General features: G+C 30.6%; 11 protein-coding genes and 1 riboswitch. Of the genes, 1 reads left to right on the plus strand and 10 read right to left on the minus strand.

All coding sequences use genetic code 11. The features are described from left to right. Nucleotides 1–82: 82 nt before the first annotated feature. The 5 genes from ACQPVP_RS01130 to ACQPVP_RS01150 all read right to left on the minus strand — a co-directional run bounded on the left by ACQPVP_RS01130 (nucleotide 83) and on the right by ACQPVP_RS01150 (nucleotide 6,637). Nucleotides 83–1,327 carry an MFS transporter gene (locus tag ACQPVP_RS01130; RefSeq protein ID WP_430846422.1) on the minus strand — a complete coding sequence of 415 codons (1,245 nt, stop codon included), beginning with the start codon at nucleotides 1,325–1,327 and terminating at the stop codon, nucleotides 83–85. A 12-nt stretch (nucleotides 1,328–1,339) separates the two neighbouring features. After that, entirely contained in the window at nucleotides 1,340–2,533 is a 1,194-nt protein-coding gene (locus ACQPVP_RS01135) for an iron-containing alcohol dehydrogenase (protein ID WP_430846424.1), read from the minus strand. A gap of 319 nt (nucleotides 2,534–2,852) precedes the next feature. Then, on the minus strand, nucleotides 2,853–4,178 hold the full coding sequence (locus ACQPVP_RS01140; RefSeq protein WP_430846426.1) for a 6-phospho-alpha-glucosidase: 1,326 nt from the start codon (nucleotides 4,176–4,178) through the stop codon (nucleotides 2,853–2,855). A gap of 40 nt (nucleotides 4,179–4,218) precedes the next feature. Further along, nucleotides 4,219–5,781, minus strand: a complete 1,563-nt coding sequence (locus ACQPVP_RS01145) for a PTS transporter subunit EIIC (RefSeq protein WP_430846428.1) — start codon at nucleotides 5,779–5,781, stop codon at nucleotides 4,219–4,221. A 70-nt stretch (nucleotides 5,782–5,851) separates the two neighbouring features. Beyond that, entirely contained in the window at nucleotides 5,852–6,637 is a 786-nt protein-coding gene (locus ACQPVP_RS01150) for a carbohydrate deacetylase (RefSeq protein WP_430846430.1), read from the minus strand. A gap of 192 nt (nucleotides 6,638–6,829) precedes the next feature. On the opposite strand from ACQPVP_RS01150, the gene ACQPVP_RS01155 reads away from it, so the two are divergent. Next, entirely contained in the window at nucleotides 6,830–7,558 is a 729-nt protein-coding gene (locus ACQPVP_RS01155) for a MurR/RpiR family transcriptional regulator (RefSeq protein ID WP_430846432.1), read from the plus strand. An 82-nt stretch (nucleotides 7,559–7,640) separates the two neighbouring features. Here ACQPVP_RS01155 and guaA read toward each other — a convergent pair whose 3' ends face one another. From guaA to ACQPVP_RS01180, 5 genes are all read right to left on the minus strand, one after another. Beyond that, the gene (gene guaA / locus ACQPVP_RS01160; protein WP_430846434.1) at nucleotides 7,641–9,182 is read right to left on the minus strand and encodes a glutamine-hydrolyzing GMP synthase; all 1,542 of its coding nucleotides are present in this window, start codon (nucleotides 9,180–9,182) and stop codon (nucleotides 7,641–7,643) included. A gap of 123 nt (nucleotides 9,183–9,305) precedes the next feature. Then, nucleotides 9,306–10,754, minus strand: coding sequence for an IMP dehydrogenase (gene guaB, locus ACQPVP_RS01165; RefSeq protein WP_430846436.1), 1,449 nt, complete (start codon nucleotides 10,752–10,754; stop codon nucleotides 9,306–9,308). Between the two features lie 155 nt (nucleotides 10,755–10,909). After that, nucleotides 10,910–11,007, minus strand: a riboswitch (purine riboswitch). 192 nt (nucleotides 11,008–11,199) lie between these two features. After that, a complete protein-coding gene (locus tag ACQPVP_RS01170; protein WP_430846438.1) occupies nucleotides 11,200–11,595 on the minus strand; it encodes a prepilin-type N-terminal cleavage/methylation domain-containing protein in 396 nt (131 codons plus the stop codon). Nucleotides 11,596–11,769: 174 nt separating this feature from the next. Next, a complete protein-coding gene (locus tag ACQPVP_RS01175) occupies nucleotides 11,770–12,519 on the minus strand; it encodes a prepilin peptidase (RefSeq protein ID WP_430846440.1) in 750 nt (249 codons plus the stop codon). A 159-nt stretch (nucleotides 12,520–12,678) separates the two neighbouring features. Then, complete coding sequence (locus ACQPVP_RS01180) at nucleotides 12,679–13,068, minus strand: hypothetical protein (RefSeq protein ID WP_430846442.1); 390 nt, start codon at nucleotides 13,066–13,068, stop codon at nucleotides 12,679–12,681. Between the last annotated feature and the right edge of the window lie 210 nt (nucleotides 13,069–13,278).

Genomic DNA, 13,278 nt, shown 5'->3' on the forward strand with positions numbered 1-13,278 from the left:
ATCTCACTACAACATAAAAAAATTATAAAGAAAAAGTTTAAGTAAATTGTACTATACTTCTTCTTTATAATTCTATTTTACATTAAGATAATTCTGCGTTTTTCTTAGCCCCAGAATAAAGAATAGCTATAAGAATAATTGTAACAATACCTAATATAGAAGCCATGATAAATGCAGGAATATAAGAACCAACTCCATCTGCAATTATTCCAAATATCGGAGAGAAAATAAAACCACCTGCGTTATAGACAACTGTTAATGTTACTAATTTATTTTTATATTCTTCTGGATTAGGATATAATTCTGAACAAATTGTACTCATACCTGTAGTTGCTGTTACTGCAGCACCACCTTCTAATAAACACCCTATAATCCCTAAAGGAAGACTATGAGTATATGCTGCAAAACAACTAATAAACATTCCCACTACTTGTACAATACAGAAAACAATATATGCAATTTTTCCATTAAATTTATCTGAGAAAACTCCAAAGACTATTTTTCCTACCATTAAGGCTCCACCAGCTATTGATATTAAACTCATAACAATAGTCATATCAATACCTTCAGTAGAATATAATAAACTCATATGATTCCATGTAGCATACAATTGACAACCGATTAAAAAGAAAATCAAACATAAAATCACAAAATGTAATTTTGTAGGTTTTAACTCACCCGGTAAATAGGCAAAGTGTTTTTTTGATTTTGCATTTGATTCCTCTGTATTTTCTACTGTTCCCCCATATGGTTCTAATCCTTTATCAGCTGGATTATCAACAACAAGAACAAATGTTAATACTGCTACAACAACAAATAAGATAGCCTCAATCATAAGTGTTGTTTTAAATGAAAAGGCATCAGTTAATACTTTCACAATTTGTGGTAAAACTAATGATGTCAATCCACTAGAAGCTGTTGTAATTCCAAAAGCTAGTGATCTATTTTTATTAAACCAATTTTTAACCAAAATTGATGTTGGTACAGAACTAGCAATTCCAAAACAAACCCCACTAAATAAAGCTGCAACTGCATATATCCAAAATACATCAGCTATAGAATACAAAGCATAAGATATAGCTCCAAATAACAATCCTAATGCCATGCCATTTTTTAAAGATAATTTTTTATAATAGACTCCACACACTGCCGTAGCAAAAACCCCAGAAAAAGTTCTTAAAGAAACTAATAATGAATTTTCTGCATTCGTTAAACCACCCTCAATAAAATACGGAGCATGTACAGAGTTACTAATCATACCAATACTTACAAAACAAATAAAGCATGACATAGCAACCATAACCCAAGCATAATAATTTTTTTTCATAGCAATCAAATCCTATTCTTGATAATAAATCATTTCTAAAACTTTTCTCATAGTTTCTGGATTATCATGGATAGGTGGCTGCCATAACCTTGATTTAAAATCATCTAATGTTGCAGGAGCAACTTTTTCTACAAACATTTCAAAAGAATCTTCTACTCCTTGTTCCTTAAAAGTCTCTTGAATTGTTTTTAATCCTAAAGCTTTATAGAATTCTACAAAACGGTCTGCAACTCTCTTTGCAATAGTTTCTGCATCTTCTACAACTGGAATTCCCATAATAGTCGCAATTCTTTTAATAGCTTCTTGAGAAGTCAATGCATGATGACGAATAACTGCTGGTATAACAACAGCACAAGCATGACCATGAACTAGATGATACTTAGCACCAATACCATGTGCCATAGCATGGCCATTAACAGAAACACCATTACATAAAGCATTATGTGATGCCCAAGACACTTGACTACGTGCTTCAATATTTCTTGGTTCTTTAACAGCTATAGGAAGCCATTTCCATGCTTTGCTTGCACATTCATACATAATAGCGTCAGTATAATCATTTTGTCCCATACCAACCATATTTTCTAAAACATGGCATAAAACATCAATACCACAAATAGCTGTAGGCATTGCAGGCATTCCAATAGTCAATAATGGATCAATAATGCACATGTCTGGTACACAATTTTCATTACCGATACTATATTTTAAATCTTTTTTTGTATCAGTAATAACACCTGTACAAGTTGCTTCTGCACCAGTTCCAGAAGTTGTCGGAATAGCTATTAATTTTGTATATGGTGTAAATGCAGGATTCATCTTGCTTCCTGTCATACTATAATCATGTAAATCTTCAATTTTTTCAGGAATATTAGCAATTAAATTAGCTACTTTAGCAGTATCTAAACTACTTCCTCCTCCAATTGCAATAATACCATCACATTGTTCAGATTTTAATAATTCACCTGCTTCAATACATGAATAATCTGGTGGATTAGGTAAAACCTTATCGTAAACAATATATTCAATACTCTCTCTTTTTAAAGTTTCTAAAATTGGATCAACAAGTCCAATATCCCTTATTCCTTTATCTGTCACAACTAAACATTTACTCATTCCTATACTTTTAGCTTTAAGTCCAGTTTGTTTAGCTGTATCAATTCCAAATAAAACATGTGGTACTTTTAATTTTTCATAACCTTTCATATATTACCTCTTTCTAAAAGGAACTTCGAACTGATCAGTTAATATTTTTATCCTTTTGTCAAAATTATAACAATTAGCTTTTTAATAGTCTAATACTTATTTTAAATCAAAATAATGCTTTAAAAGCATTATTTTGCCATCTACATTAGATACAGGAAAAACTATATTTGCACCACGTTATAAAAGAGAAAAGATGGATAACAATATCCAAAAAAGCATTTTCTCATCTTGGAGAAAATGCTTTTTGTCTACAATCTAATGCAGTAATTATTAATTATTACTAGAGTTTTTACTATTATATTAAGCTTTTACTGATAGCTTACTTTAATTCAGGCCATAAACCTTTATTAGCTTCGTATAATTCATCTAACACCTTTTTACCCACTGTATAATTAGGGATTGTTTTGTTAAGCATCACAGCTTCTAAAGCTTTTTGGTAAGATCCAGATAATGCTGCGTCAACTGTCATTTTTTCATATGCTTTTTGCATTTCCATCAAACCTTTTTGGAAAGTTGGTATCTCACCAATATTAATGGTTTCAGCTCCCATTGAGCCAACATAGGCTGGAGTCTCAACAACCGCTTCTGGATCAAAATTGGAGATTGCACCATGATTCTTTTTATTGACTATAAATCGTTCCCTAGTATTATGAATAATCGCATAAGCAATATCCACAATATAATTACCATGAACACCTGCATGTAGTGAAGAATCTTTAGCTGATCCTTCTGAAATTACTCGACGACATTCATCATAAATACGTTTTTCCCTACCTTGCATTACATAATCGCCACGAGTAAAGGAAACATCATCATGTGCCACCATTTCATCTGGTGTTAAATAATACTGCAAGTAACAATTTGGGAAATACTCTGGAAATCTTTTAAATAGACTAATCATTTGTTTATAGGTATCCACCCAATACTGATCCCCAACAGTTTCATCATTTGACATCAGAAGTGTATCAATTTTACCAGTAAGAACATCTTCACGTAATTGCGGCAACAAATCTAAGCCTTTTTCATCATAGACATTAGTCCACCAACCAAAATGATTCAGTCCAAAGTATTTAAATGTTAAATCGCGGTGTTCCTTATTAAAGTACTTTGCAATGGCTCCTTCAATTGAAATCGGCATATCACAAATACATAAAACATTTCCCTCTGGAAACTCACGATAAATTGCTTCTGATAAAATTGCCTCTGGATTTGTATAGTTTAAAATCCAAGCCTTAGGACAAATTTCTTTTACTTTTTTGATTATTTCTAAAACAGCTGGTATTACCCTCATAGCAAAAGAGAATCCCCCTAAGCCACAAGTTTCCTGACCAACAACACCATTATTTAAGCATATTTTTTCATCAATAGCTCTCTGTTTATTCAAACCTGGACGAATTTGCATAAATAAGAAATCAGCACCTTTTAAAGCTTCATCAATATTAGTTGTATAAGTAACATTTACTTTAGATCCTAATTCCTTATAGTACATTTTTGTATATTGACCAAGCAAAGAAACTCTTTCCTCATCAATATCATATAGAACCAAATCACTCAAGTTTAATTCTTCTGCACGTTTTCTTAAAACTTCTAAAATACCAGGCGATTGAGTAGAACCGCCACCAACCATTACAAATTTATTACCCATCTTATATTTTCCTCCAATTTTTAAAAAACTATATTTCACTTTATTTATTTACTTTTTTTAGATATTCTATATAAGCTTCAACTTTTTCACGTTCTTCTTCTACACCCATACCAATAACTATTTGAATGTGTTTACCTTTATCAACGATTCCAGATGCTTTTACATTTTCTTTTAATATTTTAATATTAACTTTATTTTCATCTTTGACATCAACACGTAATCTTGTGTAGCAATTAATTATGCTTTCAATATTGTCTGCCCCACCTAAACCAGCAACGATATTTTGAATTTGTGGTTCAAACCCTGAATCAGAGTTAACTTCACTAAAATCAGCTACTGTTTCACTTACAGACGCCTCTCTTTCACGACCTAATGTTGGAATATTTAACTTCACGATTAATTTTTTGAACACAAAATACTCTAAAACAGCAGTTGCAATAAATATTACTGGAATTAAATATTGATGACCCAAACCTGTTGGAAATGCAAAACTATTGATAATCATATTGATTCCTGTATCAAACTGGATATTAATCCCCACTAGGTTTGTAATGAACAAACTCAATCCATATACTACAGAATGCGCTAACCATAAAACTGGTGATAAGAACAAGAATAAAAATTCTAGCGGTTCAGTAACACCAGCCAAGAAAGCTGTGGTTACAGTTGGAATTAAAATCGTAGCAACCTTCTTTCTATTTTCTGGACGTGCCGTTTTCCAAAGTGCAAATGCAATACCTATTGGTAAAGAAATGGAACCAAAGTTTGATAAATAACCTATCGATGGATGCATCGTTGTTATTTGACTTGCATTTCCTAGCTCTGCCAACCAGATATTGAATGCACCATTATATACTTGACCTGCAATTTCTGCAGTACCACCAAGTGGAGTATAAAAAATTGGCATCCATAAAAAGTGGTGCAAACCTAATGGTAAAAGGAGACGATTTAAGAAACCATAGAAGAAAAATCCAACCGATCCTGCAGTTGTAGTTGTTTTCACTACTGCTTCAACTACTGAATTAACGATTGGCCAAACATAAGTAATCCCTATTGCAAACAGAATTGTTGCAAATACGATCAAGATGTAAACGGACTTTGTACCAGCATATGGTGACAAATACTTATGTAGCTTGATATCTCCGAATTTATTGACCATCCATCCTACGAACACACCTAAAGAAATTCCTAGAAAAACTCCCATATCAGTTACTTGAATACCAAAGACCATTCCTTGTCCAGTACCATAAAGTCCTTGTTCACCAGCAACAGCCAAACGATCCGTAATTGTTAACCAAGAATTATTTGCATATAAAAATATTAAAAATGTAATAATCCCTAAAATTGCCGCATCCGTTTTATATTTTGGTTTTGCTAATGCTGCAGCAATCCCTACACAAAATATAGCACTTAGCTGACCAATCATCCCCCCTGATAAAATATTAAAGATAAAATCTCCAATATTTTTTGTGAAGGTTGGCATAAATTCCAGTTTTAAAATTGCACAAACTGATAAAATAATTCCCGTCACCGCCATAAACATTACTGGCTGAATAATTGCTTTTGAAAAAATACTAGCCGATTTAATAAACTTCTCCTTCATGTATGTCTCTCCCCTTTAATATTTTTAATTTAATTATTCCAACTTTAAAAAGTTGATATCCAACAAATACTTATACATTTTTGTAACTGCATGTCACAATCTGATTATCTTCAAATAGTTGTTTCATTTGTAAATCACACAAAATTGATACTTCCTTCATCCGTTGAACATTAAATGAAGAATTGAAATACAGAATCTCATCTACATAAGCTGGATGAACCATCAACTCTGTTATCTCATTGTCTTCAACTTGATCAAGCACTGTTTGAATTTCCTCGAAACATTTTATTTGGTTTTCTTTAAAAGGTATTGTTAAATCGCGAATAGCCGAATGATTCATTAAATCCAGAAATCCCTTAATTCCCTTCTGAGCAGGTAGCTCTATATTTTCTTCTACCCCGAAGATATTTCGAAAACACAATTGATATTTATCTGCGATCCTTTTCGTTATCTCCAAATTTTCAGGAAATGTATGAACATGATGATGACTATCTAAATGGGTCAACTTAAGTCCGTGATTCATTAAATAATCTATTTGATAGGACCATTCCTGAAATATTTCTTCATCACACATTTCATTACGATGTTTTTTATATTCGGCTAAGCTATAAAAATCTCCGTTTTCATCTATGAGTGAAGCCCCTTTGGTTAACGGCTTTCCACAAGTTAAAACAAGATGACCACCTACTCCAAGATCAGGATTTTCCTTAGCAAGGGTAATAGCCTCATCACATCCTGGCATATTAGCCATTAAAGTTGTCGAAGTCAGAATCCCTTCTTTATGAGATTTGATGATTCCTAGATTGACTGCTGAGGAGTAGCCAAAATCATCAGCGTTGATAATTACTTTTTTCATAATATCCCTCTTTCATTAAAGATGATCTTTTAAGTTATATGACCATTTTTATTAAAGAAACTACATTCATACAATTGTATTTGCTTTCTTTATATTAATAGTATATTATATAAAGAAAACGTAAACAATGCTTATACACTAGCATGGTTACTATTTCACTTTATGAATATACTTTCACAGGAGCGTGATATCATGACCAAAATTTACTATTTAAATCGTTTATTCCCTAAAAGTAATTTTCGAAATGACGATGAGAAAATAATAGAGAGCATTATCGAAGCAATTAAAAATAAATCCGTAATCGACATTCGTACTATTGCACAAATGAACTATACCTCTCAATCTTCAATCAGTCGCTTAGCAAAAAGAGCAGGCTTTAATAATTTTAAAGAACTCATTTTTTTCCTTTCAAATGAATTCTCATATAAATCGACAAATCAATTGGAGACATTACCCTTTGTAATGGTAAACCAAGATTGGCAACAAATAGATAGCTATTTTAATAATGCTTTCTCAAATAAAAAAATATACTTGTTTGGTGAAGGATTTTGCCAAATGTTAGTTAACTACACTTATCGTAAATTACTCTTGAAAAAAATTTATGCCATTGACTTAAATGGGGTAGAAATCAGTTTGGTGTCAGATCAAACACCTTATACATTAATTACATTTTCCCAATCAGGTGAAAATAAAAACGGTTTACTCAAAATGGAAGAGTGTAAGCATTATGGTGGTAAAGTTATTGCCTTAACAGCTACGGAAAATAGTAGCTACACTGCGAAAAGTGACCTTGCCTTCATCGTAGAAAATGGATCTACTGGTATAGATCATGAAAATCAGAATTTAAATTACTTTTTTGGTAATTCTTTAAATTTAATGGAATATCTCATTAATCGTTACTCAAAAACACCAAAAGCATAAATCTTTTTGATTTATGCTTTTGGTATTTAAAAAAATCATCGGGAAAACTTATATCTATAGCTTTCCCGATTATATTTATAGTCTATTCAAATTCAATAGTTGCTGGTGGTTTTCCTGTGCAATCATAAAGCACTCTGTTAACACCTTTAACTTCATTTACTATTCTAGTTGTTACTTTTCCAAGTACTTCCCATGGAAGGTCAGCTGATTCAGCTGTCATGAAATCACTTGTTGTTACAGCTCTAAGTGCTATAGCATAGTCATAAGTTCTTTCATCTCCCATTACTCCTACTGATCTCATATTAGTAAGTGCTGCAAAGTATTGACCGATTTCTTTATCAATTCCAGCCTTTGCTATTTCTTCTCTATAAATTGCATCTGCTTCTTGAACTATCTTAACTTTTTCAGCTGTTACTTCACCTATGATACGAATTCCAAGACCTGGACCTGGGAACGGTTGTCTAAATACTAACTTTTCAGGTATTCCAAGTTCTAAACCTGCTTTACGTACTTCATCCTTAAATAATAGTCTTAATGGTTCTATTATTTCTTTGAAATCAACATAGTCTGGAAGTCCTCCAACATTGTGGTGTGATTTTATAACTGCTGATTTTCCAAGTCCACTTTCAATTACATCTGGATAAATAGTTCCTTGTACTAAGAAATCTACTGTTCCTATCTTCTTAGCTTCTTCTTCAAATACTCTTATAAATTCTTCACCAATTATTTTTCTCTTAGCTTCTGGCTCTTCTACTCCCTTTAACTTTTCGTAGAATCTTTCCTGTGCATTTACACGTATAAAGTTTAAGTCATATTGTCCATTAGGTCCAAATACTTCCTCAACTTCATCGCCTTCATTTTTACGAAGTAAACCATGATCAACAAATACGCAAGTTAATTGGCTTCCTACAGCTTTTGAAAGTAATACTGCAGCTACAGATGAATCAACTCCACCTGATAATGCACATAATACCTTACCATTTCCAACTTTTTCACGGATTTCTTCAATTGTTTTTTCTACAAATGAATCCATTTTCCAGTCACCAGTACATTCACAAACATTATATAGGAAGTTTGATATCATCTTTGTTCCTTCTTGTGTATGCATAACTTCTGGATGGAATTGAACTGCATATAGATTTTTTTCTTCACATTCCATAGCTGCTACTGGACATACTGGTGTATTACCTACTACCTTAAATCCTTCTGGTGCTTTTTCTATGTAATCTGTATGACTCATCCAGCAAATTGTAGATGGTGATACACCTTCAAAAATCTTAGAATCTATTTTAACATCAACTTTAGTCTTACCATATTCACTTACAGGTGCAGTAGCAACTTTACCTCCAAGCATATGTGCCATTAATTGTGAACCATAGCAAATTCCAAGTATAGGGATTCCTGCTTCAAATAAAGATCTATCACATAAAGGAGAATCTTCACCATATACGCTGTTAGGTCCCCCTGTAAATATTATCCCCTTAGGATTCATTTCTCTTATTTCATCCACGCTTAAAGTATATGGATGAACCTCACAATAAACACCACATTCTCTAACTCTTCTAGCAATTAATTGATTATATTGACCACCAAAATCAATAACTAAAACTAATTCTTTTTTCATGTGACCCTCCAACGTAATTTATTTATAAAACTTAACATATATAAGTTTAAAGGAAAAATTTTATATATACAATATAAAAATAACTCCTACAGATAACATTCTTAATTATTCATTTACAGCAATTTATTTGCTGTAGTTAGGTGCTTCTTTAGTTATATTAACATCATGTGGATGGCTTTCTCTTATTCCTGATGATGTTTGAACTACAAACTTAGCATTTTCATATAAATTTTCTAAATCTGCTGCTCCTAAATACCCCATTCCTGATCTTATTCCACCTAATAATTGATATATTGTATCTGCTACATAACCTTTATATGCAACTCTTCCTTCAATACCTTCTGGAACAAATTTCTTAGTTCCATTTTGGAAGTATCTATCACTTGATCCCTTTTCCATAGCTCCAAGAGATCCCATTCCTCTATATACCTTGTAGCTTCTTCCTTGATATACTTCCATAGCTCCTGGTGCTTCTTCACAACCAGCAAACATTGATCCCATCATAGCTACTGATGCTCCACCAGCTAACGCCTTAACTATATCCCCTGAATATTTTAATCCACCGTCAGCAATTACAGGAACTCCATGTTTTCTTCCTTCTTCTGCACAATCCATAACAGCAGTTAATTGAGGAACTCCAACACCAGCAACTATTCTTGTTGTACAAATTGATCCAGGTCCAATTCCAACCTTAACACAATCAGCTCCAGCTTCAATTAAATCCCTAGTTGCCTCAGCAGTTGCAACATTTCCAGCTATTATTTGAAGTTCTGGATGTTTATCTTTTATTCTTCTTACTGCATCCATAACGCCTTTAGAATGTCCATGTGCTGTATCTAATGTAATAACATCAACCTTTGCTTTAACTAAAGCATCTACTCTATCCATCATATCCTTAGTAATTCCAACTGATGCACCACATAATAATCTTCCCTTAGAATCCTTTGCTGCATTTGGGAATGCCTTTGCCTTTTCTATATCCTTAATAGTTATTAATCCCTTTAAGTTGTTTTCATTATCTACTAATGGTAACTTTTCTATTTTATGCTTCTTTAATATTTCAAGAGCCTCTTCTAAAGTTGTTCCTTCAGTAGAAGTTATAAGTGGGCTCTTAGTCATAACCTCTGAAACTAATCTATCATAATTTGTTTCAAAAACTATATCTCTATTAGTTATTATTCCAACTAGTTTAGTTCCTCTTGTTATTGGAACACCAGAAATTCTATATTGAGCCATAAGTTCTTGAGCTTGTCTAACTGTATGTTCTTCTGATAAGAATATAGGATCTGTAATTACTCCATTTTCTTGTCTCTTAACTCTATCTACTTCTTTTGCTTGCTCTTCTATAGTCATATTCTTATGAATAATACCGATTCCGCCTTCTCTAGCAATAGCAATAGCCATCTTAGATTCTGTTACTGTATCCATACTTGCACTCATTAAAGGAATATTTAATGTTATTTTCTTAGTTAATTTAGTTTTTAAACTAACCTCATTAGGTAAAACCTCAGATTTATTTGGTACTAATAGTACATCGTCAAAAGTATAAGCAGTTTTAATAATTGTTGCCATTGTTCTTCCTCCTTTAAATGATTTTTTTCTTTCATTATATTTTTAATATGAATATAATTATTCATTTTAGTTCTATTTTTATGTATAAAAATAGACATATTAATCTTCTAAGTGAAGTTAATATGCCTAACTCTACATAATAATATATATAGATATAGTATACCAAAATCACTCATAGTCGGAAATTTAAGGTTTCCGGTAGATACTCTCTGCCATATTCAGAGGATATACGAGTTTTTTATCTAACTATTCTTAATTTATAGATATTATATATCTAGCCCATATACTTGTCAATAATTTTGCAATTTATAATTCAAATATTTATTTTTCTTTTTTGAAGATTCTTTCACTTTATTTACTAATAAACTTATATCATTTCTTATGAAAATTCTAAATTTATATATCATTAAAAAAGCTTAACTGTAAATTTCAATTTATATAGATATTATTCAGTTTCATCTGGAAATAACTTTTTTTTATCAACCGAGGATGAAACACTTACATTTCCATTAGTTTCTATTGATATTGTAAAATCTCCATCTTTATTACTCAACTTCGGAACTACTTGCAAATAATTTCTAATTTTTTCCGCATCTGAATTTCCTTCATCATTAAGCTCAATTGTTAAGTTTTTATTCTTTTCTGGAGTTATTTCTCCATCTGCAATTAATGATGTTGTTACTGTTGCAATAGTTTTTGCATTTGCTATATCTGATTTTTCATTTGCACTTTCTCTAATATCTCCAAATTTAGGAATAGTTATAGCTGATAGTATTGCAATAATTGCTATAACTATAATAAGTTCAATAATTGTAAATCCTTTTTTCTTTTTCCTTATCATATTAATACCTCCTTCTTGTTTTAATTTCATTATCACTTCTCAGCTTTTAATCCTTTTTATGTGGATATATAATTTTATTAATTTAAGTAATGAATTAATTTCAATGATATAATAATATATATTTAAAATGCTTATTTTAGTAAATTATATTTTTGTAATATTATTAATTATCATTCATGCATATAAATTCATATATAATAACAATAATTTTTCTCCCATAAATATACATATAAAGGTTCCTATAGCTATATATGGGCCAAATGCAATTTCTGATTTTCTATTCTTAAATTTTAAAATTAAGGCTATTGAAGCAAATATTCCACCTAATATTATTGCCACAAATAAAGTTACTAATACTCCCTTTATTCCAATAAAAAGTCCACAAATTCCGGCAATATCCGCATCTCCACTCCCCATGCCTCCTGTTAATAATACTATTAAAAATATAATTCCATATCCAATTAAACCAGCTAGTAAGTTATTTAATATATTTACTTCACCTAAATATGATCCAATTGCTATATAAATTATTGCTAGTAATACTCCTACTAAAGTTGTAGATGAATATATATACTTACTTTCTAAATCTATAGCTGAGATTACCATTAGCAATGAAAACAATAAACAATAAAAAACAAAATTTAAACCAAACCCATATTTCCAAAATAATAATAAATATAATATTGCATTTAATATTTCTATTAATGGATATTTTATAGATATCTTATCTTTGCACTTTCTGCATCTTCCTCTTAAAAATATATAACTCAGTACTGGAACTAATTCATAAGCCTTAAGTTCGTGACCACAGCTAGTACAATGAGATCCAGGAAAAATTATTGATTCTTCTTTTGCTATTCTATATATGCACACATTTAAAAAACTTCCTATACATAATCCTATAATTAAAACTAAAAAATACATAACCTACCTCCTTATTCAATACGCCTTCACATACTTACTATACATTCCAAATTATATCCAAAATCAACAATAAAAAAACATATCATCTGTAATTTAATGATATGTTTTTTATCATATATTTAAAAATCATATTTTACTAAATATAACAAATATAATTTATTATTTAATATTTTCAAACTTTCCTTCACTATCAATTTCAAAATCTACTTCATTATTCAGTATTTTTCGTGCATCTCCTATAGTTAAAGATTCTATCCTGTTAAAATCATCTATATCACTATATTTTTCTAAAGCTTGTAGTTTTGATCCATTTTCACTTTTAATATTTGATATAGTATCTGTTTCTTCAATATCTATAGGTTCCTTTATTTCAACAGTTTCCACAGTTAATATTAATTCTCTTATGGAGTATTTAATTCCTACCTTCTTAAGAGTATTTTTATAATTAATATAACTAATAATTAAAGTCAAAGATAATATTATTATTAAAATTGTAATTATTATCTTTCTTATTCTAATAATTTTTTGTCTTCTACTTTTCTTTGTCATAATATCCTCCAACTTTTATAATTCTTAAATAATTATAGAGTAAAGTTAGAACTATATCAATATGTTATGTAAACTTATATATGTAATTTTATAATAAAAAAGTAACAAACATGTTATATTAGTCACGACCTCACAAGCTCAAAATTTATCTAAGAAAATATATTTACTCCTAAAAACTAAAGGAATGAACTTATAAAAGTTTATTCGTAG

The organism is Clostridium nigeriense (assembly GCF_050585265.1).
Taxonomy (GTDB): Bacteria; Bacillota; Clostridia; order Clostridiales; family Clostridiaceae; genus Clostridium; species Clostridium nigeriense_B.